The organism is Desulfobacter sp. (genome assembly GCA_028768525.1).
Lineage (GTDB): Bacteria > Desulfobacterota > Desulfobacteria > Desulfobacterales > Desulfobacteraceae > Desulfobacter.
The window spans coordinates 260582-283936 of record CP054837.1 but is presented as its reverse complement, the minus strand read 5'-3'; the positions used below and the strand labels follow the sequence as shown (position 1 = coordinate 283936).

Annotated in this window: 18 protein-coding genes; 9 read left to right on the top strand and 9 right to left on the bottom strand. The window is 54.4% G+C overall.

Annotated features, from left to right (window positions below):
- Positions 1-78 precede the first annotated feature (78 nt).
- From HUN04_01195 to HUN04_01170, 6 genes are all read left to right on the top strand, one after another.
- Positions 79-846 carry a transporter substrate-binding domain-containing protein gene (locus HUN04_01195; protein ID WDP88431.1) on the top strand — a complete coding sequence of 256 codons (768 nt, stop codon included), beginning with the start codon at positions 79-81 and terminating at the stop codon, positions 844-846.
- A gap of 305 nt (positions 847-1151) precedes the next feature.
- Positions 1152-1868: a FadR family transcriptional regulator gene (locus HUN04_01190; GenBank protein WDP88430.1), complete on the top strand. Its 717-nt coding sequence runs from the start codon at positions 1152-1154 to the stop codon at positions 1866-1868.
- Positions 1868-2785 carry a glycyl-radical enzyme activating protein gene (locus HUN04_01185; protein ID WDP88429.1) on the top strand — a complete coding sequence of 306 codons (918 nt, stop codon included), beginning with the start codon at positions 1868-1870 and terminating at the stop codon, positions 2783-2785. The genes HUN04_01190 and HUN04_01185 overlap by 1 nt, the downstream gene beginning before the upstream one ends.
- 1 nt (position 2786) lies before the next feature.
- Positions 2787-5147 (top strand): glycyl radical protein, encoded by a 2361-nt coding sequence (locus HUN04_01180; protein ID WDP88428.1) that lies wholly within the window; start codon positions 2787-2789, stop codon positions 5145-5147.
- 127 nt (positions 5148-5274) lie between these two features.
- Complete coding sequence (locus HUN04_01175; protein WDP88427.1) at positions 5275-5970, top strand: lysophospholipid acyltransferase family protein; 696 nt, start codon at positions 5275-5277, stop codon at positions 5968-5970.
- A 73-nt stretch (positions 5971-6043) separates the two neighbouring features.
- Positions 6044-6538 (top strand): cyclic nucleotide-binding domain-containing protein, encoded by a 495-nt coding sequence (locus HUN04_01170; GenBank protein ID WDP88426.1) that lies wholly within the window; start codon positions 6044-6046, stop codon positions 6536-6538.
- Positions 6539-6702: 164 nt separating this feature from the next.
- Here HUN04_01170 and HUN04_01165 read toward each other — a convergent pair whose 3' ends face one another.
- The 7 genes from HUN04_01165 to fdnG form a co-directional block, all read right to left on the bottom strand.
- Positions 6703-8544 (bottom strand): ABC-F family ATP-binding cassette domain-containing protein, encoded by a 1842-nt coding sequence (locus HUN04_01165; protein WDP88425.1) that lies wholly within the window; start codon positions 8542-8544, stop codon positions 6703-6705.
- Between the two features lie 16 nt (positions 8545-8560).
- Entirely contained in the window at positions 8561-8815 is a 255-nt protein-coding gene (locus HUN04_01160) for a hypothetical protein (GenBank protein WDP88424.1), read from the bottom strand.
- Between the two features lie 144 nt (positions 8816-8959).
- Entirely contained in the window at positions 8960-9529 is a 570-nt protein-coding gene (locus HUN04_01155) for a peroxiredoxin (GenBank protein WDP93118.1), read from the bottom strand.
- A 35-nt stretch (positions 9530-9564) separates the two neighbouring features.
- Positions 9565-10077, bottom strand: coding sequence for a TlpA family protein disulfide reductase (locus tag HUN04_01150; protein WDP93117.1), 513 nt, complete (start codon positions 10075-10077; stop codon positions 9565-9567).
- A 76-nt stretch (positions 10078-10153) separates the two neighbouring features.
- Positions 10154-11080, bottom strand: a complete 927-nt coding sequence (locus tag HUN04_01145; protein ID WDP88423.1) for a formate dehydrogenase accessory protein FdhE — start codon at positions 11078-11080, stop codon at positions 10154-10156.
- A 63-nt stretch (positions 11081-11143) separates the two neighbouring features.
- Complete coding sequence (locus HUN04_01140) at positions 11144-11863, bottom strand: 4Fe-4S dicluster domain-containing protein (GenBank protein WDP88422.1); 720 nt, start codon at positions 11861-11863, stop codon at positions 11144-11146.
- Between the two features lie 12 nt (positions 11864-11875).
- On the bottom strand, positions 11876-14965 hold the full coding sequence (gene fdnG, locus HUN04_01135) for a formate dehydrogenase-N subunit alpha (protein ID WDP88421.1): 3090 nt from the start codon (positions 14963-14965) through the stop codon (positions 11876-11878).
- Between the two features lie 341 nt (positions 14966-15306).
- On the opposite strand from fdnG, the gene HUN04_01130 reads away from it, so the two are divergent.
- Entirely contained in the window at positions 15307-15795 is a 489-nt protein-coding gene (locus tag HUN04_01130) for a hypothetical protein (protein WDP88420.1), read from the top strand.
- 1 nt (position 15796) lies between these two features.
- On the opposite strand, the gene HUN04_01125 is transcribed toward HUN04_01130, so the two are convergent.
- Together HUN04_01125 and HUN04_01120 are read right to left on the bottom strand one after the other, a co-directional pair.
- Positions 15797-17419 (bottom strand): DUF4445 domain-containing protein, encoded by a 1623-nt coding sequence (locus HUN04_01125; protein ID WDP88419.1) that lies wholly within the window; start codon positions 17417-17419, stop codon positions 15797-15799.
- A complete protein-coding gene (locus HUN04_01120; protein ID WDP88418.1) occupies positions 17416-18141 on the bottom strand; it encodes a hypothetical protein in 726 nt (241 codons plus the stop codon). Before HUN04_01120 ends, HUN04_01125 begins: the two co-directional genes overlap by 4 nt.
- A gap of 412 nt (positions 18142-18553) precedes the next feature.
- Between HUN04_01120 and HUN04_01115 the strand changes: the two genes are divergently transcribed.
- The gene (locus HUN04_01115; protein WDP88417.1) at positions 18554-22453 is read left to right on the top strand and encodes a response regulator; all 3900 of its coding nucleotides are present in this window, start codon (positions 18554-18556) and stop codon (positions 22451-22453) included.
- Positions 22443-23351: a diguanylate cyclase gene (locus HUN04_01110; GenBank protein WDP88416.1), complete on the top strand. Its 909-nt coding sequence runs from the start codon at positions 22443-22445 to the stop codon at positions 23349-23351. Before HUN04_01115 ends, HUN04_01110 begins: the two co-directional genes overlap by 11 nt.
- Positions 23352-23355 lie beyond the last annotated feature (4 nt).

Sequence of the window (23355 nt, the reverse complement as noted above, 5' to 3'; positions counted from 1 at the left end):
GGGAATGGGGTTTATCCTGGATAATATGGTTGAAAAAGGAAAAATTTTTACCAACCAACCGAAACAACTGGAGGCAAAATGAAATTTTTTAAATGCGTATTCATTTTTATGGCTGTGATCTGTTTGATGTCACCATCCTTTCTTTTCGCCGGGGAAAAGGTGATTCTGGCAAACGGGGATTGGGCCCCTTACCTGGGAAAAAACCTGAAGGACGGCGGCCCGACAAGCCACGTGGTCACCCTGGCCTTTAAAGAGGCGGGAATTGAAGTGGAATATAAGTGGTACGGGGAAAGCTGGAAGCGGGCCTATCACGATGCCCTGGCAGGACAGAAGGCCCACGGGACACTGGTCTGGTCAAGAAAACCGGAAAGGGAAAAAGAGATGTTTTATTCCGAAGGAATTTTGATCCCTGGACGAAAAACCGTGTTCTTTCACCTCAAGGACAAATCCTTTGACTGGAAAACCATAGATGATCTCAAGGGGCTTAAAATAGGCGGAAGACTTGGCTACACCTATGGAGAAGCTTTTGATGCGGCCGCTGAAAAAGGCCTGTTCAAGCTTGAGCGGACCGATAAAGAAATTATAAATTTTAAAAAACTCATCGCCAATCGGCTTGACCTTGTGGTGGTGGGGCTGGATGTTGGGGAAGCGCTGCTGAAAAAGGAGTTGGCAGCGGAGCAGGCGGCCCGGATCGTCGTCCATCCCACCCCTGTCCGGATTTCAGGATACCATCTGCTGCTAACCAAGGCCCTTCCAGGAAATGAAGCGCTGATGAAAAAATTCGATGAAGGCTTTAAAAAACTGGTAGACAAAGGCCTTTTTGATAAAATTATGTCAGGAATTTAATCCTCTGTACCCGTCAGTTGACGGGAGACCCTGCCTAGATACCTTTTTTCACGTGCCGGTGCTGAGTCCGACCCCAATCCGGCATCTCCCCTTAGAAAAAGTGGGCTGATAAAAATTTGTCAGCCCACTTTTACCGGTTGGCGAATTGGATGTGAACAATTTTTCATTGCGGACTGCGATGGTGGATGCCAGGCTCTGACCATTCGACCAAACAGGTAATGGTTGACAAGGCAAGATTGGAGGGTTAAATTGTCCTACAATTAAACAGTTTAATTTTAATCCATTTATTGGAGGTTGCCTTGGCCTTGAATTTTACCCAAATGGTCCCCAAAAAGTCCTACGAACATGTGGTGGAGCAGATCCAGGAGGCCATATTTGAGGGGCGGATCAAGCCCGGGGAACGGCTTCCCTCGGAGATGAAGCTCAAGGAGACCTTCAACACCAGCCGGGGCACCATCCGGGAAGCCCTGAGGGTGCTGGAGCATAAGGGCCTGGTTGCCATCCGTACCGGGGTGAAGGGCGGCGCCGTAATCAAACAGGCGAATTCACGGGCCATGCGGGACGGCATTGAACTGCTCATCCGCCACCGGCAGGTTTCACTGGAACAGCTTGCTGAGTTCAGGGCCCACCTGGAAGGGTATGCGGCGCGGAAGGCGGCTGAAAAAAAAGATAAGGAAACGCTGGAGATCCTCAACAATATTCTGGAAGAGATCCGGATCCATGTTGACAGCCGCCCAAAAGACTGGGAAGAATTCCACAGGCTGGACGCCCGGTTCCACAAACAGACGGCCATCATGGCTGACAACCCATTGGTACTGGCCAACCTCACTGCCGTCCATGAGAATATCCATGTTTATTTTCACTCCTATCTGCCTTTTTCCCCACAACTGCTGGAGGAGGATTTCAACGACCTGTGCCGGATCGCCAGGTCCGTGGCCGCCGGAGACGGCGATGCCGCAGAGGCCGCCGCCCAAAACCACATTGCCAAGTTTTCCCGGCTGATGGAAGGACGGCAAGACTGATGGCCATGGGGAAACTGTTTGCCATAAAAAAATATGCCATCCATGACGGCCCTGCCATCAGGACCACGGTGTTTTTCAAGGGCTGCCCCCTGAGTTGCGCCTGGTGCCACAACCCGGAAGGCATGTCTCCGGAAGTGGACCTGGTGTGGCTGAAAGACCGCTGCGCCGGCTGCGGTCAATGTCTCCAGGAGTGCAGGGCAGGGGCCCTCACCCTGGAACAGGAGACTATTGTCAGGGACAGGGTGCGTTGTACCGGGTGCGGGCATTGTGCCGATGTCTGCCCGGCCCTGGCCCATGAGGTCAGCGGGTGGGAGGCTGAGGCCGCCCAGGTTATGGATGAGGTCAAAAAGGATATGCTCTTTTACGACCAGTCCGGGGGCGGGGTGACCTTTTCCGGAGGTGACCCCCTGTTCCAGCCGGAGTTTTTATCGGAACTGCTCAGGGCCTGCGGGGAACTGGGCATCCACCGGACCGTTGATACCTGCGCCCATACCACACCGGCGCAGATCAAGGACATCGCTGCCCTTACTGATCTTTTTCTCATCGATATCAAGCATATGGACACGGCTGCCCACAAGCGGTTCACCGGAGCGGGCAACGGGCAGATCCTTGAGAACATCCGGTTATTGGCAGGAATGAAAAAGGAGATCCGGTTTCGCATTCCCCTGATAGAGGGGGTGAACAGCGATGCCGCAAATATCGCAGAAACCGGGGCTTTTATAGCAGATGCCGCACCGGGGAGCCGGGTGGACCTGCTGCCCTATCATCGCCTGGCCGGATCCAAATATGCCAAACTGGGAATGGCCATGGTGCATGGGGAATTTTCAGCACAGTTTAACACCCCTGGTCAAGACCGCTTGAAATACTGTGCACAACAGCTTGAAGGATTCGGCCTCAAGGTGACCCTGGGAGGATGATATGACAGCCAGAATAAAAAAATTAAGGGATATCAGTTTCAATGCCAAACCCTCTATTTCCATAGAGCGGGCGTTGATCGAAACCCGGTTTTACAGGGAAAATGCCGGCAAGTATTCACTGCCCGTGTTACGGGCCCGGTTTTTTAAAACCCTTTGCAGGGAAAAAAATATTTATATCGGCGAGGGCGAACTCATTGTGGGTGAACGGGGCCCTGCCCCCAAGGCGGTGCCCACCTTTCCTGAACTGACCTGCCACAGCGCCCAGGACCTGCACACCCTCAACACCCGGGAAATGACCCGGTACCGGGTGGATCCGTCGGATATACAAAACTATCAAAAAAAAGTGATCCCCTATTGGCAGGGGCGGTCCATCAGGGACCGGATTTTTTCCAAGGTGCCGGAAAACTGGAAAAAATCCTACGAGGCCGGAATGTTCACCGAATTTATGGAGCAGCGGGCCCCGGGCCATACGGCCCTGGACGGCCGTATTTACCGCCTGGGGATGGCCGGCTTTAAGGAACAAATCAGGGAGAATATTCAAAACCTGGATTATCTCACCGATCCCGGTGCACCGGACCGGTTTGAGCAGCTGTCCGCCATGGAGATTGCCTGTGACGCCCTGATCCTATTTGCCCGGCGCCATGCCGATCTGGCAGAGCAGATGGCGGGTGGGGAAGCAGATCCCGGACGGAAGGCAGAGCTTTTGGAGATCGCCCGGATCTGCCGCCGGGTGCCTGAATATCCGCCCCAAACATTTTACGAGGCGGTTCAGATGTACTGGTTTGTTCACCTTGGCACCATCACCGAGCTCAACGGCTGGGACGCCATGTCTCCGGGCCACCTGGACCAGCACCTGGATCCCTTTTATCAAAAGGGGCTGGCCGACGGCAGCCTGGACCGGGACCGGGCCAAGGAACTGCTGGCCTGCCTCTGGATCAAGATCAACAACCATACTGCCCCGCCAAAGGTGGGCGTGACGGCTAAGGAAAGCGGCACTTACAACGATTTCACCCAGATCAATCTCGGCGGGCTCAGGGCCGACGGCAGTGACGGCAGTTCAGAGGTGTCCTTCATGGCCCTGGAAGTGGCGGACGAACTGCAGCTGCTCCAGCCCCAGCCTTCGGTGCACATCAGTGCCAGGACCCCGGACCGGCTCCTGGAGGCAGCCGCACGGGTGATCCGCAAGGGATACGGCTACCCCTCCATATTCAATACCGACACCGTGGTTATGGAACAGGTGGGGATGGGAAAAAGCGTCGAAGATGCCAGGGAAGGCGGCACCTCTGGCTGTATCGAGACCGGCGCCTTCGGCAAGGAGGCCTATATTCTCACAGGCTACCTTAACGTGCCCAAGATCCTTGAAATCACCCTGAACAACGGGATTGACCCCCTCACCGGGGAGAGGGTGGGGGTAGAGACCGGTGATCCTGCCGGATTTCACACCTATGAAGACCTCTACCGGGCCTTTGTCCGGCAGCTGGAATATACGGTGGACCTTAAAATCCGGGTGAACAACTACATCGAACGGATGTATGCCAAGTATTGCCCGGCCCCGCTGCTTTCCGTGGTCATTGATGGGTGCATTGAAACCGGCAAGGACTACTACGACGGGGGCCCCAGGTACAACACCAACTATATTCAATGCTGCGGCATCGGCACGGTTACGGACAGCCTCTCTGCCATCAAAACCCATGTATTTGAGCAGAATAATATCTCCATGGCAGACTTGCTCACCGCCCTGGAAAACAATTTTAAAGGGGCGGAACCCCTGCGTCTCAGGCTCTGGAACAGGACCCCCTTTTTCGGGAACGACGACGACCGTGCCGATGCCATCATGCAGCAGGTCTACAACAGCCTTCTGGAGGCCATTGACGGAAAGCCCAATACCAAGGGGACGGCATACCGGCTGAACATGCTGTCTACCACCTGCCACGTCTATTTCGGCAAAATGTTGGGAGCCACTCCAAACGGACGCTTTGCCCATACCCCTGCATCCGATGGAACCTCCCCCTCCCACGGGGCCGACCGCCACGGTCCCACGGCCGTGATCAAATCCCTGAGCAAAATGGACCAGAGCAGATCCGGTGGCACCCTGCTCAACCAGCGGTTTCTGCCCTCGGTGCTTTCCACGGACAAGGATTTGAAAAAACTGTGTGCCCTTATCCGGACCTATTTCAGATTGGGGGGCCACCATATTCAGTTTAACGTGGTGGATACGGCAACCCTCAGGGCGGCCCAGCAGTCGCCGGATGATTACAGAAATCTTCTGGTCCGGGTGGCCGGCTACAGCGATTATTTTGTGGATCTGGACCGGGACCACCAGGAGGAGATCATCAGCCGGACCGAGCAGGCGCTGTCCTAAAAAAGAAGGTCCCTGCCCAGCCGGACAGGCCTGGCAAAGGATGGGCTGCCGTTTAAAAGTGGCTTGGCAAGCTCCCGAAGAGTATGATACAGCTTGAGTTAAACGGGTATCGTAACGGAGTTTGGTCATGATCAAAAAGAGATTCAGGTATCTTTTATATCACTATCTTTTTCCCTACGCCGGTCTTTTCCTGGTCAGGTTGCTGGCAGCCACCTACAGGGTCCGCATTGTGGATCCCGAGAATGAGCAGGATATTTTAAACAATAAAGGGCAATTGGTATATGCCTCCTGGCATCAGCGCTTTTTCCCCGGGATCACATTCTTTTCCTCCCGCAGACCCATTGCCATTATGATTTCCAGGAGCAGGGACGGGGAAATGGCGGCCAGGGCCGTCAATATCCTGGGATGGCATGCGGTACGGGGCTCCTCATCCAAGGGGGGCAAAGAGGCCCTGGCTCAAATCAAGGCCCTTACCCAGCAGGGCTACAAGGTCGGCCATATTGTGGACGGGCCCCAGGGGCCCTTTGGCACGGTTAAGCCAGGGCTCATCAGCATTGCCCAGCATGCCGGCCTTTCAATCCTGCCCACCATCACCTCGGGCCAGAACCGCTGGGTATTCAACTCCTGGGACCGGTTCATGGTGCCCAAGCCCTTTTCACGGGTTATCATCCGGTTCGGCCGGTCCATTGAGGTGCCGGAAGAACTTGATACGGCGTCTTTTAATCGCCTGCAAAAAAAAGTGGAAAAACGCCTGGCAGACCTGTACAGGGATACAGACGATATCTGGCGATCCCCGACGCGCATCAATTCAATCTACGGTTAGGTTCGCTCGTTGACAACTCAAAGGGAACCATTTAGTATTGTAAACAAACCAACCCTTGATTGACGGATTCAACATGAAGACCAAATCCCGGCAGAAACAATTAAATGCGGAAAAATACGCCAAATACGCCCAGATCCTTGAGCGGACAAAATGGGCCAAGGATTTTTCCTGGAATCACATTAAAAAGATCTGTCTGTATATTGATCCGGTGATGGCCAAGCCCGGTGCCATTGTGTTCAAGGAAGGGGAAAAGGACAAGAGCCTGGGTATCATCGTAAAAGGCGCCATCGATATTATCAAAGAGAATACCAAAGTCGCCACCCTCACCAGTTCGCAGACTTTCGGTGAGATGGCCCTCATCGACGGCGAGCCCAGGTCGGCCTCGGGGGTCGCGGCCACCGAGACCATCATTTTTTTCATGCGCGAGGACCATCTTCTGCGCCTCACCGAAGACGATCCCCAGCTCGGGGTCCAGCTATTGTGGAAAATTTCAAAGGCTATCAGCCAGCGGCTGCGTCAGACCACGGGACAACTGGTGGATTATATGGGAGATCACGACACCCATTGACCAGGGCCCTCTGGACAATCAATTATTGAAAAAATAGCGGGACTCAAACCCTCTAAACAGGAATCGGCCACGGAATTTCGGCGGGTCCCCTGGGTTGAAAAATTCCCTGGCCAGGCCAATTAAAATGACATGCTGGACATAGCCCGCAGGCGATGAATAGAAAATTAATCTTTTTCAGCCTCAGCCTTTTTATCCTCTAAAATTTCCCACCTGGCATATAATTGCTGGACCTTTGATTCTGCCGCTTCAAGCTCGGCGCAGATTCCGGTGAGCAATTCCGGGTCTGAAATCACTTCATGGGTCTGGACCTTTTCGGTGAGTTCGGCGACGGCATCTTCCGCTTCAAGGATGTTTTCTTCAATGTGTTCCAGCTCATACTTATCCTTGTAGGACAATGCCTTTGATGATTTGCCTCTTTTGGGGGCCTGTTTTTTTTCGGCCTGGGTCTGGCCGGCCTCTATTTTGGTGCGGCGGGCGGTCTCTTCGGCGTCAGCTTTGGCCTTCAGGATCTGGGCAAAATCCCTGTAAAATGCAGGGGGCCTGTTTTTATCCAGGAAAAGCATTCGGTGGCAGACATTATCCATGAGATACCGGTCATGGGAAACGATGATCACGGCCCCGGGAAATTCGCGGATGGAATTTTCAAGCACTTCAAGGGATAGGATATCCAAATCGTTGGTGGGCTCGTCCAGGAGCAGGATGTCACAGGGGCGGCGCATGATGTCCGCCAGCATAATCCTTGCCTTTTCGCCGCCGGAAAGCCGTTTTACAGGCATGTCCAGCTGGTCGGGCATGAAGAGGAATCGCTTGGCCCAGCTCACCACATGGATGGTCCGGTCCTTGTAATTCACCGAGTCCCCGCCCGAGGGGTTCAAGGCTTCCCTGAGGGTGAGTTCCGGGTCAAGCCGGGTGCGGTTCTGGTCGAATACGGCAATTTTAAGATTTTCAGCCCATTTGACCGTGCCCTGGTCCGGGGCGGCGGTCTGTTCCAGCAGAGAGAGGAAGGTGGATTTTCCGCTCCCGTTTTCCCCCACCACGCCGAGGCAGAATCCCGGACCCAGCTCAAAGGTAATATTGGAAAAAAGAGGTTTCCCGCCGAATCCCTTGCACAGGTTGTGCACCCTGAGCAGTTTCCGGGTCTGGCGGCCTGTACCGGAGAAATCAATATCCACTTTTGCGGTCTGCCGGTTCCTGTCCTTAACCGCGGCCAGTTCCTGTCTAAGGACAGCAGCCTGGTCAATTCGGTATTTGGCCTTGGTGGTCCGGGCCTTGGCGCCCTGGCGCAGCCATTCTTCCTCCCGCCGCATTTTTGAGGCCAGGGATGCCTGTTTCTTTGACTGGGCCTCCAGGTATTTTTCCCGTTCCTCTTCGAATTTTTTGTACCGTCCCTGAATTTTGAAGTGGCCCCCCTCAAAGCAGGCGCCTATTTCCATGGTATGGGAACAGACATTTTCAAGAAAGGTCCGGTCATGGCTGACCAGCACAAAGGAAAATCTGGCGGACTTAAGCATTTTTTCCAGCCAGAGAATACCGGTGATGTCCAGATGGTTGGTGGGTTCGTCCAGCAGCAGAAGGTCCGGCTGCATGCACAGGGCACGGGTGATGGCCAGGCGCTTGCGCCATCCGCCGGACAGCTGGGCGGTTTTTTCGGTTGCATTGGCAAAACCGCCCCGGCCCAGGGCCTGGCTGACCCGCCTGTGGCGCTCTTTATCATCAATGGGCAGAGAGGCAAGGGCCTTGTACAGCACCTCTTCAATCGAGTCCTCCGGATCAAACCGGTCCTCCTGGGCCAGGTAGACCAGCAGATCTCCGGATTTGACCTTGACCTCGCCTTCATCGGGCAGGGTCATTCCGGCAACAATCCGGAGCAGGGTGGACTTGCCCGAACCGTTCATGCCGATGAGGCCGAGTTTCTCACCCCGTTTGACATCAAAGCTCAGGTTGGAAAAAAGGGTGTCATCCCCGTATGATTTTGAAATTTCACTAACACTGAATAGTACGGTCATATTTTTTATTACTGGCTTATTTTTCAGGTAATTTGTTTTCAGGTGCGGCAGGGGCCTTAAGCTGGCGGTAAACCCGGATCATTTTTATCATGAAACCGGCCCCAAGGGCCAGGCTGATCAGAATAATAAAGCTGGATGCAAAAAATGTCATAATGAATTCAAAGGGGTGCCCAAGCTGGTAGGATGCACGGAGCAGATCCAGCCCGAAAACAAGAAAAAATACGGAAACCAGCACCACCATCGACTGGAGTATCCACCAGGTATATTTCATAAAAATCCTTTATTATCAATCGGTCACAGCCATTCACCGGGCAGAGAGAATACCGGTTCCCCCAAAAAAAATCAAATGAATAACGGCATAAAACAGATAGACGCTGCGGTTTTTATTAATTGAAATATCCCTTGGAAGACCGGATTAAAGGCGGTCAAGGGCTTTAATGATCATGCCCAGGTCCGGGCGGATATTAATATCGGATACATGGATCCAGCGGATAACTCCCTTTTTATCGATGAGAATCAGGGCCCGCTCCGCTGTTCCGTCGCTTCTGAGGACCCCGTAGGCCCCTGCGGTTTGACCGTGGGGCCAGAAGTCGGAGAGCACGTCGAACCATAGCTGCCCCATTTCCCGGGTCCATGAATAGAGGGTGGGGATATTGTCCGTGGTGATCCCCAGAAGAACGGTATCTTTTTGTTCAAACAAGGGGCGGGCGATATTATATCCCGGCCACTGATCCGAACATACCGGTGTCCAGGCTGCCGGCACAAAGGTGAGGAGCACGTTTTTTTTCTGTCTGTAGCCGTCCAGGGAAATGGTGTTGCCTGAAACCGCTTTAAGTGTGAAACCCGGCGCAGGATCCCCCACCGCCACCTTGAGGCTGCTGTCAATGGGGGGGAGCCTGCCGGGGTCGTACACCTTATCCCCAAATGCCAGGGTAAGGGCCTTCACCGGAAACACCGGGGCGGATAGAAGCAGGAAATTGACCATGAAGAAAATGAAAAGTCGGCGCACGGTACCCTCCTTTATTCCGCCGCCTTGAGCAGGCGGCCGATAAATGCGTCCAGGTCCTTGATCTCCCCGGAGTGGGTGAAAAAGATACGGCTTCCCTTGGGCGCATTGGGTTTTAATCCGATGAAATACGGCGTCCCTTTTTCACCTACTTTTTTATGGATGATGAATTTACCGTCGCTGAAAAGGGGGAATTCAATGCCGTAGGTTTTTTGGAAATACTGGGTTTCGAAATCAGAATTGCCGGCCCCGATACCCATTAGCCTGACGGATTTTTCCTTGATTTTGGTTATCCGTTCATAAAGGGTGTTGACCTTGGGCGCCTCCCTCTGGCAGATGGGACAGTACATGGAAAAGATTTCAATGATCAGGATATCGGCCTTTATCCGGTCCGGGGTAAAGGATGTGCCCGCTTCAAGGCCGAGATACCGGAGATGGGTCTGACCTTCAGGGGCGGGAAGGGTGAACTCAAGTTCATGCAGTTGGGCATTGGCCGGATCTGTTTTATTGGTGCCTGCAGCGGCCATACCTGTAAGTGTAAGGATGACCGCAGTGATGACCAGTATTCGCATGCGATAAACTCCCATAGGCTTTCATTAATGTTCAGGTGAGGCTGCCGTCCTGGACCGGGGGCCGGTATCCCTCCTCGCCGGCTTTCATGTCCAGGTGGATGGTGGCGATCTGTTCCAGTTTGGGATAAAGCCTGCGGCCCATCTGCCGGACATCCACGGCTTTGATGTAGCGGCGGCAGTTGTTGCAGCAATAGACCCTGTATTCGGCCTCATCGCCGGTGAAAAAGTATTGCTGGTCCTCTCTGTTTTGGGAATCGCAGAAGAGGCAGCCCATGCGCGGTACCGGCCAGATATGGCTGCAGAGGCTGCAGGACACATGCCTGGCCCCGGTCTCATCGAACAGGGCCAGGTTGGGGGCGCTGCCGCAGACCGGGCAATATCCCCTGGCTGTGCTGCTTCTTTCGGGCATCTGTTCAAGATAGGGGGCCAATTGCAGGGCACATGCCTGGATGGACGGCGCCATGGCAGAGAATCCGAACAGGGCCAGGGCCTCTGCCGGGATATCCAGGGCCTCAGCGGTCTGCTTCATGTCCATGCCGTCCAACAGGTCTGTGAACATCCGGGGCAGGTCCAGTTTTTCGGCGGCCAGGGCCCGGCCCATGTTTTCTCCTGCTCCGGAGAGTTTGGGGGCATAGGCCACGGCAAGGTTACAGATTTCACCCATCAGCTTTTTTGCCGCTGCCACATCAATTCTGAACTGCACCGGCGTGACCAGGGGCATTTCGTTTTCGCCCTTAAGGGCCAGCGCCTCCTTTTCCAGGATAATGGGCGGGATGACGGTTTCTGCCATGGCAGCGGCCTGGGCCCTGAAAACCCGGCTGTAAAATTCAATGATGGGGCCGTAGGCCGGCCGGATTTTTTGGAGGGCGCCGGCAGCAGTGCGTATCTGGTCCTCGGTCAGGTTCACGCAAAAGGTGGTGGCAGACGGATTCGGGTGGTTCAGGATTTCTTGACTCATTATTGTATCCTTAGAATTGATCCTTGCCCCGGGATTCCCGGGGCAAGGCAGTGGACAATTAAACTATACCTTCATTAGCCTGGCAAAGGGGCCCATCATCCTGCGGATGGCAGCTGTCCGGGTTATGCCGCCGCTGCGGCGGCTCGTGCCGGCAACGGCAAAATCCCAGTACAGGGCCGGATCCTGGGCCGTCAGATAGATAACACTCACGTCATCGGGATCCAGGAGCATGGCCTTGGGATTCTTTTTTTGTACTTTTTCCAGCCGTTCCCGGGCAAGGGCCAGCATCTCATCCCTGTCGCCGAAGTTCATGGCGCCGGTGGGACAGGTGGTGACACAGGCCGGTTTCAGTCCATTGTGAACCCTGTCGTTGCACATATCACACTTATACAGGGTGCCGTCGGGCCCCTGGCGCGGGATGTTGTAGGGACAGGAGCCGATGATTTCTTCGGCATCCAGCTTTGCGGTGTTGGCCGTATAGATGATGGCACCGGTGGCCTCGTCCCTGTAGATGGCGGTGTCGTCAAAGGCCGTTTCCAGGCAGGGAGCCTCGATGCAGTGGCGGCACTGGTCGGGAAAAAAGAGCCAGTGCAGCCTGTTGTCGATGACTTCCTCTGTCATGCGCACCAGTTTATAGGTCATATAGGACAGGTCCGGCGGATTCTGGAAGCTGCCCTGGTTTACGGTTTTTTCCGCCGGCAGGTCGTGCCATTGCTTGCAGGCCACCTGGCAGCCCCTGCAGGCGGTACACAGGGTGGTATCTACGAAAAATGATTTCGTCATAATCTTCCCTCCTTACAGCTTAGTCACATTGACCATAAAGGCCTTGGTTTCCGGGATCCTTGTGTTGGGATCGCCGGCCGGCGGGGTCAGCAGGTTGGCGCTTTCTTCTGTGCCGGTTGAGGGCCAGCGCCAGCCGAAATGCCAGGGAATGCCCACCTGGTGGACCGTGGCATACCCGATCTTAAAGGGCTTGAACCGCTTGGTGACGATGGCTGTACACTCCAGGGAGGCCCGGGCAGAGGATACCAGCACCCGTTCTCCGTTTGAAATGCCGCGCAACTGGGCAAGCTCCTCGCTCATCTCAACAAATACATTGGGCTGCAGTTCCATGAGCCACTCCTGGGGACGGGTCATCAGCCCGGTCTGCCAATGCTCGCTCACCCGGTAGGTGGTGCCCACAAAGGGGAAGCGGGGATCGCAGGTAGCGTGCTGGTCGTCCTTGGTGGAGTAGACCACGGCCGTGGGATTGACCATCTGGGAGGAAAAGAAATTCTTTTCCACGGGGCATTCCAGCGGCTCGTAGTGCTCGGGGAAGGGCCCGTCTGTCCGGCCCGGGCCGAAGATCTGGCCGTGGCCGTGCTTGCGCATGATAAAAGGATACTTGGAGTCCTTGCGCTTGGAGCCGTCGGGGTTTTCCATGGGATACCAGCCGCCGTCGGGTACATCTCCGGTCCATTTTTTGGAAACATATTTGCCGTTCTTTGCCTCCCCTTCAAACCGGATGACCCAGTCTTTTTCATCCCAGGGCCTTCCCTTGGGATCCACGGAGGCACGGTTGTAGATGATGCGGCGGTTGACCGGCCAGCACCAGGCAAACTCGGGATACAGACCGATATTGTTTTTGGCGTCCTTCTGGGAACGCCGGGCGGACATATTGCCCTTTTCCGTATAGGAATTGCAGTACAGCCAATTGGCCGAAGAGGTGGAACCGTCGGCCTGGAGAAAGGCAAAGGAGGGGACCAGGGTGCCTTTTTTATAGGTTTTGCCCTTGATCTTTACATCTTTGAGGAAATAGCCGTTGACCTCCTTGGCCATTTTGTGGGGATCGTAAACCCCATCGGTTTCATAGTCCCATTTCAGGTTGAGGATGGGGTCGGGGAATTTGCCGCCCTTGGCATATTCTTTTTTGATCAGATGCCCCAGGTGCATGATGATGTCGCCGTCGGGAAGGCTGTTGCCCAAGGGTTTAGGCCCCTGGTACCGCCACTGCATCCACCGGCCGGAGTTGGTGATGGACCCTTCCTTTTCAACGGATACGCAGGCAGGGAGCATGAAAACTTCGGTTTTGATCTTTTTGGGATCCATGCCCGGCCCTTTCCAGAAGGAACCGGTCTCGTTGTCAAAAATATTGACATTGACCATCCAGTCCAGTTCCGCCATGGATTTTCTTATTTTGGAGGCATTTGAGCCGGAGCAGGCGGGATTCTGGCCCCAGGCAAAAAATCCGTTGATCTGTTTTTTGTACATGGCGTCAAAGAGATCAAACCAGGAATATCCCTTACCGTCGTCGACCTTGGGCAGCCAGTCATACCCAAACCCGTTTGATTCTTTTGCAGTGTCTCCGAAAAAGGATTTAAGCAGGCTGACGGAGTATTTGGGATAATTCTGCCACCAGTTGGCGGAGAGGGGATCGTTGCTCTTCGGGGTCCACTTTTTATTATAGGCGGCCAGACTGGTATTGGAGGACCTCGGGGTTTTCAGGTATCCGGGCCAGATATGCCAGAGCAGGCAGTGGTCTGTGGATCCCTGGACGTTTGACTCCCCGCGCAGGGCGTTGACCCCGCCGCCGGCCACGCCCATGTTGCCCAGCAGCAGCTGGATCATGGCCATGGTACGGATGATCTGGGTGCCCACGGTATGCTGGGTCCAGCCCATGGCATACATGATGGTGCCGGCCTTGCCCCTTGCCCCGGTGGCGGTATAGGTCTTGTAGACCTGGAGAAGATCCTTTTTAGGGGTGCCGGTTACCTTGGAAACCTTGTCCAGGTCGTACCGTTCATAGTGTTTTTTCAGCAGCTGGAATACGGAACGCTCGTGCTTGAGGCTCCGGTCCATTTTGGGCACGCCATTGGCATCCATTTCAAAGGCCCATTTGGATTTGTCGTAACTGCCCAGGGCCGGGCCTTCCTTGGCGGATTTGTATCCGGAGAACAGGCCGTCGTCAAAACCGAATGCCTTGCCCACGATAAAGGGGGCATTGGTATAGGCTGCCGTATAGGCCTTGTTGTATAGGTTGTTGTCCAGGATGTACTTGATCATCCCCCCCAGAAAGGCGATGTCTGTGCCGGAGCGAAGCGCTGTGTAAATATCGGCCTTGGCCGATGTCCGGGTGAACCTCGGATCCACGGAAATGAGTTTGGCCCCTTTTTCCATTGCCTGGGTCACATATTTGAAGGATATGGGATGGTTTTCGGCAGCGTTGCTGCCCATGATTATAATGCAGTCACTGTTTTTAAGGTCGATCCAGTGGTTGGTCATTGCACCGCGTCCAAACGACTCTGCCAGAGCCGCTACAGTTGCGCTGTGTCAGATCCTGGCCTGGTGTTCGACATATACCAGCCCCAGGGACCGCATCAGGGCCTGGTAAATCCAGCACTCCTCGTTATCCATGGCCGCCGATCCCACCGAAGCCATGTTGGTGACCCGGTTAACCACCTGGCCCTTGCCGTTTTTATGGGTGAACCCTTTGTCCCGGGTCTCTTTTACCCTTTTGGCAATGGTTTTAAGCGCCCATTCCCAGGAAACCTTTTCCCATTTATCGGAGTTGGGGGCCCGGTACATGGGTTCGGTAAGGCGGTTTTCGTTCTCGGCCAGCTGTTTCAGGGAAGACCCTTTGGAGCAGAGCGCTCCCCGGTTGATGACATGATCGGGATCCCCTTCAATGTTAATCACCCGGCCGTCGCCCCGTTGGCTGGTGTGAACGATGGCACCGCAACCCACTGCACAATAGCAGCAGATGGTGGTGGTTTCCTTGGCATACTTGGTTTTCAGCATCTGGGCATGGGACTTGACCGGTTTCAGGTCAAATCCTAGGCCGCTTACGGCCACCCCGGCAGCCGTAACTCCTGAAATCTTGATAAACTCCCTTCTGTTGAGTTCCATCGACTTTCTGCCTCCTTGACAAAGTATTATTGACATACTGCCAAGCCGGTATCCGGCCGGAAATGGAGGTGCCCAGAACTGCAGGCCCGGATGGATACCGGCAGGCAGCTAACCCTCACGCAGAAATTTCCATACCATGGAAGGGGTTACAAAAAAGTTACAAGGCAAAAGGGGGAAGGTAGGAAAGAAAGAAGTGGTTTTATATCGCATGCGTAATTATATTTAACTGATGGTGAAATATAATAAAATTATCAATCCACTATTCCCTAAGCGCCAGGTATTGTAGCACGTTTTTTGCTACACTCCAGTGTATAGCGAAACCGATAATAAAGGGGGATGTTATGAATAAATCGTCTGCTGTCAAATGGGTCCGGGGTGTTGGCGCGGCTGTGATCTTCCTGGCCTTGTGGACCTGCCCGGGATTTTGCAAGGACGAACAAGAGGCCGTGCGTTCCGCAGGGTCAGGATTTCATATCATGGCCCTGACCCGGGCGGTAACTGAGGTGCCCATGTTCATATCCTTTAACGGCATCTCAGACCGGTTTGCCTCCAGGGGCGCCGGAGAACCGGTTACCGGCAGGCCCGCCGTCCGTCTTCCCTTATCCGGTTCCGGCTCCGGCATTGTGGCCCGGCTGGCAAAGTTCAAAAACTGCCTGTTCCAGTATATACAGGTATCCGGGATGAAGGAGATATCCGGTCCGGGCATCGGGTTCCCGGCGGCTGCCGTACCCGGTTCAGAGGGTTCCGGTTCCGCCGGGGACATCAGCCTGGAATTCCAGGCCGATATGGCGGATAAGAGCGGCGCCCTGTTGTTTGTATTCCAGCTATGATTTAGGCCGGCAATGCCTCCGGAAACCCGAGCCGTTTAACAAAGTCGGCATGGAAATCCGGGTCTGCAGCCAGGTCAACCACCTTTATTTTTCCGGTCATGGCCCTGGCCGCTTCTAAATAGTCCCCATGGCAGAGTGCCATTACGGCGCCGGTGCCCGCTGCATTGCCTGCCATCTTAATCCGTCCGTCTTCAAGGTTCGGGATCATGCCCAGAGTTTTCATATCCCCCTGGTTCAGGTGGGATCCGAATGCCCCTGCAATAATCAGTTTTTCCGGAGAGGGGATTCCAGCCTTTTTCAATAGAAAATCAATACCGGTAATGAGCGCTCCTTTTCCCAACTGCACCGACCGGATATCCTTTTGACTGATGTATACCGGCCCCAGCCTCAATTCTGATCTCCCCGGGGCAATGGTATACCGGTATTTTCCCGCCTTGTCCCGGTTCAGTGACGGGGATCCTGAATGGGGATTAAACCCGCCGTCGGGCAGGATGATCTGCTGCCTGCAGAACTGGGCCACGGCGGAAACCACCCCTGAACCGCAGATGCCTGTGGGGCCGTTCACGTTGTTTTTGGGGCCAATGATGCAGTCGAATTCAGGCTGGGCCCCGGGGGAAGGAATGGAGACCCGGTTAACGGCCCCGGGCACCGCCTGCATCCCGCATGCAAGGGTGGCTCCTTCAAAGGCCGGTCCGGTGGCGCAGGAGGTGGCAAAGAGCCCTTGCTCCCCCCGGAGCATCAGTTCCCCATTGGTGCCCAGGTCAATGAGCAGGGTGCCAACGGGTTGGTTGGGCAGATCCACGGCCAGGGCCGCCGCCAGGATATCCCCGCCGATGAACCCGGATACCTGGGGCAGGGTATGGACAGGAAAATTTCCTGAACTGAAGCCAAGTGTTTCTGAAGCAAGGGTTTTTGGCTCGTAAAAGGCGGGCTGGTAGGGGGAGACGCCAATGGGGGCAGGATCCACACCGGTGAAAATATGGATCATGGCAGGGTTGCCCACCACCACCATTTTAGAGATATCAATTCCCTTAAATCTTTTCGCTTTTGTCAGTTCCCGGAGGCCTTCTTCCATGGCGCCCACCACCAGGCCCTGGAGGTGGGGCAGATTTGCCGGGGCCTGGCCGATGGCGCCGATGCGGCTCATGACATCGTCGCCGTACAGGGCCTGGGGGTTTTTGATGCTGGCGGAGGCCATCACCGTTCCCCGGGTCATATTGCACAGATAGACGGCGATGGTAGTGGTGCCCAGGTCCGCGGCAATGCCGAATCTGTCGGATGCGGTTGTTTTTCCCGGTTGGGAAGCGGAAAATCTATCCGTGAATTCTCCGGGAAGGTCAATGGCCGCTTTTCCCAGGGTGTGAGTGGAAAAGAGCGCTTCCGGGGGAATTTCAATTTTAAGGTTGGATTCGACGGGATGGTTGCAGCTCAGGACATCCTCCCTGTCCCCTGTGAGGGGATGGATAATGTCAACCCGGCATTTGCCGCATTTCCCCTTTCCCCCGCAGTCCGAGCGCAGAATGATATTTTTTCCCTTAAGGGCATTAATGAGAAATTCCCCTTTGTCCGCCTTAATTTTCCGGCCGTGGGGGGCAAGTTCGATGGTATAGCTCTCCTCTGTCATGACGCCTGTCCTGTATTTTGGTTGTGGCGGATGGTGCAGTGCTCACGCCGGCTGCATACCCGGCAGGTGGACCCCACCTTCCGGCTTTTATATCCGGGGCCGATGCCGATGAGGCAGGAAATGGTTTTAAAGGGGGAAAAGACCCCGGTTCCGGACATGCTGACCCCGATGTCGCTTAAGGGGAGAAATGAAGCCAGGCACACCTGTTCTTCAAGCGCCCACCCGTGGACGGAACCGGGACTGAGAAAGGGGCTGACACCCCAGCCCCTGCGAGCGGCCTGTTCTTCGGCCTGCTGTTTTACAAGCGCTTCGGTTTTTTCAAGGACCAGAAGGCCGATAAGATCGATGAAATGGGCGCCCATGAAGTCTTTTGCTTCACTGGCCGCAGCCGCCAGTTCATCAATCTGGCTGCCGGCCGTATAAACGGCTGCAAGGGCATCCCCGGCCTGGTCGAGAAATCTGGCGGAATGTCCGGGATGGATCCGGATACCGGTGCCGTCGGGCAGGGTTATGGTGCCGTTCTCTTTGCCCGGGCCTGGTGAGTACCCTACCCATTGCAGGGCCATGGCAGGCTGCCATTTTCCTTTTGCCTTGTCAAATGCGGATTCGGCAGCCTGGAGAATGGCGGGATTGGGACTCTTCATCTGGATTTTTTGGACCAGGTCGCTGAATTCAAGATGGATTTTAACCGTTTTGTCCACATGGGGGGGGCTGTCAATCAATGTCGGCTTTCCTTGGGGCTGTCAACCCTGTTTAATTTCCTAAGGTCAGGAGAATCCTCAACTGCAACATCAAATAAAATGTGCGCCCTCCCAATTTTGTCAAGGGCTGTGTCCGACTATATTAATGAGGGTGAGGGCATTCCCCATTGTCCCGGCCGACCTGGCCCGGTCGCCGGCGCAAGTTTATTAAATTCAGTCCTGCCTTTAAAGGGTGGCGGTAGGGGGGCCTAGGGAAACCCGTTGAAAAGAATTGCAAATGCCCATGAAATACAATAAGATTTATCCATTTCCACAGATCTTGATTCTCAACCAGATTCTGCCTGTTTTTCGTTCAGGACCGTTCCGGGCTGATTTCCATTTCACGGCGTCAATATAACCCAGGATTCAGAACGCAACTATTGGGACGGGGTATATGCAGCACAGCATAAAACGCACTCTCAATACCCAGATCGGCCTGGTGATCATCAGCATCAACCTCATTGTCGGCATGATCTTTTACCATGTGTCCATGGAGGCCAGCCGGGATGATTTCCAAAAGCGGATGGAGCTTGAGACCATTTATCTCGTTAGTGCTTTCACCAGGCATCTTTGGTACATTGAAGAGCTTGCATGGCTCAATGTCGCAGATATAGCCATGCGTTCCAGGGATATCGCCGGGCTGCGATTAACAAATGAAATAAATGAAGTCCTGGTTGAAAAAGGGCGGTTTGATATCCCCACCGCCGTAAATGTCAAAAAAAAACTGCTGTATGAAGAGGTGCAATACACGGGGCTGCTTGAGATTTCATTTGTCAACCGCACCGGAGAAAAGCAGCAGAAGATGACAATGGTGACCGGTACATTGCTGGCCGCCGCCACAATATTGATTTCCTTTCTGGTGATCACTTTTCTTTTAAACCGGCATCTGGTCCTCCCCCTGGAGCATCTGCAGCAGGATATGAATTCTCTGGCCAACGGCGTGTTCAAGCAGACCTCGGCTTCGGACCATAAAAAAGAAATTCAAAGCATCATCGATATTTTCAATTCCATGTCTCTGGCCATTGAGGGCAGGGAAAAGGCCATCCGGAAAAATGAGAAAAAGTATAAAAGCCTGTTTGAGAATACAGGCACAGCCACCTTCGTGGCCGACAAAAACGGTACCATAACTGAGGTCAATGAGAATGGGATCCGGCTGATCCATTCCTCGCGAAACCAGATTCTCGGGAAGATGAAACTCTTTGATTTTTACCACGGGGCGGCACTTGACCTGGTATCGGAGAAATCAGTGGCTGACGGCCCCGGACTGAACCATGGAATAAATGAGTATGAATTCACAATTTCACCGCCTGAATCGGCGACCATCCATGCCGTCGCCTGCATCGGCAGGATTCCCGAGTCTGAAGAGGTCATTGCATCGGTGATGGATATTTCCAGCCTTAAACAGGCGGAAAAATTAAACCGCGCGCTTTTCCAGATATCCAATGCCGTCAACACGGCCCCAAGCCTAAAAGATCTGTATACAGCCATTCATTGCGCCTTAAGCGGGTTGCTGAATTTTGATGATCTGTTTATCGGGCTCTATGACAGGAGCGGGAAAAAATTATCAATCCCCTTCCATCTGGATGGTCGGGAATTCAGTGAATCCGGTACCGGCAGCCTGCGGCGGTTTCTGACAGACAGGGACAGAAAGGCATTTGCAGACCTGGTCCTCGACAGCAGTGCGCCAATGAAACTGAATCCAAATACCGGATCTCAAGAGGGTCGGGGCTCAGGGGAGGCAACGGCGCCTGGGAACTGGATGGGTGCCCCTCTGATTATTGAGGAGGAGGCCCTTGGCGTAATCGCGGCCTGGCGCTCTAAAGAGGCGGCGGTGTTCACCGACGGCGAGCTTGAAATCCTGGGCGCTGTATCAGACCAGGTGGCCATTGCCGTGCAGCGGAAACAATACCGGGAGTCCTTGCTGGCCTACCATGAGCAGCTTGAAGATTTGGTGAGAAAACGGACCCTGGAACTGGAAGAGGAAAAAAAACGTGCCGAGGCCGCCAACAGGGCCAAAAGCAGGTTTCTTGCCAATATGAGCCATGAGATCCGGACCCCCATGAATGCCATCATCGGCCTGTCGGAACTCGCCCTGAGAACCGATCTCTCCCTTCGGCAGCAGGATTACCTGGAAAAGATACGAATGTCATCAAACACCCTGCTGACCATTATTAACGATATCCTGGATTTTTCTAAAATCGAAGCGGGCAAGCTGAAACTGGAGGCCATTGTTTTCAGTCTTGAAAGGGTGATCAAGGAGATCACCGACCTGGTTGTACTGGAAGCGGAAAAGAAGGGGCTGGAATTGCTGGTGGATATCAGCGGCAACGTACCGGACCGTCTCGTGGGAGATCCTTTGAGGGTAGGGCAGATCATCCTGAACCTGGCGGCCAACGCCATTAAATTCACCGATCAGGGTCAGGTGGTGATCCGGGTGGACAGCCAGAAAGCCGGTACCGGCAATGGCGTGGAAAAAGTCAGGTTAGCGGTGTCTGTTCAGGATACGGGCATGGGCATGACCCGAAAACAGGTTAAGGGCCTGTTTCAGTCCTTTGTCCAGGCGGACGGGTCTGTCACGAGAAAACACGGGGGCACAGGGCTCGGCCTGGTCATCTGCAGGCGCCTGGTAGAGATGATGGACGGCAGGATCACCGTTGACAGCCGTTTTGGTGAAGGAAGCCGCTTTGATTTTTACATCGTACTGGGAGTGGCACTAAAAGATAAGGAAAGAAAAGAACTGCCTGAGGCCTTAAAAAAGATGAAGGTAATGGTGACAGACGACAATGAACCGGCACGGAAAATCCTGGCCCGTAATCTTAAAACCTTTGCCTTTGAGGTCTTTCAGGCGGAATCCGGCCGGGCTGCCATTGATCAACTGAAGCAGGCCTACCTGGCCGGCAGGCCTTACAGACTCATATTCATGGACTGGAAAATGCCTGGAATGGACGGACTTGAAACCGCGGGCAGGATTAAAGCCCAACCTGAAAAATGCGGAACCCCCGCAATTCTTATGCTCACGGCCTACGGCAGCGAGTCCCTTAAAAAAGAATGTACGGCAATGGGACTAGACGGCTTTTTGAACAAACCGGTTTCCAGGAGCCTGCTATTTGATGTCATTATGGACACCCTGGGTTTGGGGAGAGGTACACAAAAACATACGGGGGAAAGAGAGAGGACATCTCTGGTCAAGGGGCTTGACCATATACGGGGGGCCAGAATCCTTGTGGTGGAGGATAACCGGATCAACCAGCAGGTGGTCGCGGAATTGCTGACCGCGGAGTCCTTTTTTACTGATATTGCGGAAAACGGTGCCCAGGCCCTTGACCGCATCACCAGGGCCTTATCCAAGGGCATCCCTTATGATGCCCTGCTCATGGACATTCAAATGCCGGTAATGGACGGTTATACGGCCACCCGGAAAATCAGGGCACTGGATGACGTGCCGGTCATTGCCATTACCGCCCATGCCCTGTCCGGGGAAAGGGAAAAATGCATGGCCGCCGGCATGAACGGTTATGTAAGCAAGCCCATAGATCCGGGGACATTGCTTGCGGAACTCGTCAAATGGATAAAACCCGGCCGCCGGGACCTGCCGGTGTCCGGACATGAACAGGGCAGGGGGGAGGGCGGCCTGCCGGGATCAATAGAGGGAATTGATATTCAAAGCGCCCTGGAAAAGGTGGCCGGGAACCAGGAGGCCGTTGCAAAGATTCTGCTTCGGTTTCCAAAGGACCAGGGCAGGCTTCTGGCAGATCTTGAAACCGCGGCGGCTGAAAATGATGTTGAGAAAATGGCCGCTCTGGTTCACTCCATCAAGGGGGTGGCAGGAAATATCGGCGCCGCCCGGCTCCATAAAAAGGCGGTGGCACTTGAGACGGCCATAAAAGAGAATCCAAAAAACATGGAACCCGTATGGAATGATTTTGCCGCCGCCTTCAGCCAGGTCCTTGATTCCCTTTCCGCCCTTGAAGAACAGCTGCGGAAAAGTGGTCGAAAGGAAGGATACGACCATTCAGGGCCGGCGGTGGATGCTTGTGAACCGGAAGATCTTCTCAGGGAATTTATCAAACAGGTGGAGGTGGATATTATGGCGGCCCGGGGATTGTTCGGGCGGCTGGCAAAAGAGACGAAAAAGAAAGGATTGGAAAATAAAGGGGGGGCCAGTGAACTGGAATGCATGGGCAGGGCCCTGGAGGACTATGATACAGGGGCCGCCGTTGAGGCCGCCGCAGGACTGGCCAGCATCCTCGGGATCAGCTTAAACCGGATGGAAGGAGGGGACGGTGAAAAATAAACATAAACTCCTGATCGTGGATGATGCGGCGGAAAACATCGATATTCTGATATCGCTGCTGACCGCTGACTATAAAATAGGGGTGGCAAGGGACGGCCAGCGTGCGCTTGCAACAGCCGGGAAAACACTGCCCGACCTGATTCTGCTGGATATCATGATGCCCGGGATGGACGGTTATGAGGTCTGCCGCCGCCTCAAGGCCAATGAACGGACAAAGGATATCCCCGTGATTTTTATCACTGCTTTGTCCGAACCCATGGATGAGGCAAAGGCCTTCAGCCTCGGGGCGGTGGACTATATCACAAAGCCCTTTACCCCTGTCACCGTCAAGGCAAGGGTGAACACCCATATCAGCCTCAAGGAAAAAACAGATATGCTGGAACGCATGGTTTCCCTGGACGGGCTCACAGGAATATACAACCGGCGGAAATTCGACGAAATCCTGGCCAAGGAATGGAACCGGGCGGCCCGTTATGAGGATCCGGTGGCCTTGGTAATGATGGATATTGATTATTTCAAGACATTCAATGACCGTTACGGCCATGCCGGAGGAGATGAATGCCTTAAAGCCATCGCTGACTGCATGAATAATTGTATTGAGCGGCCCGGAGACCGCCTCTGCCGGTACGGCGGAGAGGAATTTGCAGCGGTGCTGCCCGGCACAGGCATTGAGGGCGCTTTGCGGGTGGCTGAAAAAATGAGGGCGGCCGTATATGGCCTGGGTATTCCCCATGAGGCATCCCTGGTCGATTCCCGGGTAACCATCAGTGCCGGAGCGGCCTCTGCCATCCCGGGAAGCCCGGGGCAAACCCCGGCCCACCTTCTGGGACTCTCCGATGAAATGCTTTATAAATCCAAGGGCGAAGGCAGGAACCGGATCTCCGGCGCTGAAGGATAGATGG

Bases quoted from the DNA above. Each gene is read 5' to 3' on its own strand.
- HUN04_01195 (WDP88431.1), top strand. From the start codon at position 79: ATGAAATTTTTTAAATGCGTATTCATTTTTATGGCTGTGATCTGTTTG.
- HUN04_01185 (WDP88429.1), top strand. From the start codon at position 1,868: ATGGCCATGGGGAAACTGTTTGCCATAAAAAAATATGCCATCCATGAC.
- HUN04_01180 (WDP88428.1), top strand. From the start codon at position 2,787: ATGACAGCCAGAATAAAAAAATTAAGGGATATCAGTTTCAATGCCAAA.
- HUN04_01175 (WDP88427.1), top strand. From the start codon at position 5,275: ATGATCAAAAAGAGATTCAGGTATCTTTTATATCACTATCTTTTTCCC.
- HUN04_01170 (WDP88426.1), top strand. From the start codon at position 6,044: ATGAAGACCAAATCCCGGCAGAAACAATTAAATGCGGAAAAATACGCC.
- HUN04_01165 (WDP88425.1), bottom strand. From the start codon at position 8,544: ATGACCGTACTATTCAGTGTTAGTGAAATTTCAAAATCATACGGGGAT.
- HUN04_01160 (WDP88424.1), bottom strand. From the start codon at position 8,815: ATGAAATATACCTGGTGGATACTCCAGTCGATGGTGGTGCTGGTTTCC.
- HUN04_01155 (WDP93118.1), bottom strand. From the start codon at position 9,529: ATGGTCAATTTCCTGCTTCTATCCGCCCCGGTGTTTCCGGTGAAGGCC.
- HUN04_01150 (WDP93117.1), bottom strand. From the start codon at position 10,077: ATGGCCGCTGCAGGCACCAATAAAACAGATCCGGCCAATGCCCAACTG.
- HUN04_01145 (WDP88423.1), bottom strand. From the start codon at position 11,080: ATGAGTCAAGAAATCCTGAACCACCCGAATCCGTCTGCCACCACCTTT.
- HUN04_01140 (WDP88422.1), bottom strand. From the start codon at position 11,863: ATGACGAAATCATTTTTCGTAGATACCACCCTGTGTACCGCCTGCAGG.
- HUN04_01130 (WDP88420.1), top strand. From the start codon at position 15,307: ATGAATAAATCGTCTGCTGTCAAATGGGTCCGGGGTGTTGGCGCGGCT.
- HUN04_01125 (WDP88419.1), bottom strand. From the start codon at position 17,419: ATGACAGAGGAGAGCTATACCATCGAACTTGCCCCCCACGGCCGGAAA.
- HUN04_01115 (WDP88417.1), top strand. From the start codon at position 18,554: ATGCAGCACAGCATAAAACGCACTCTCAATACCCAGATCGGCCTGGTG.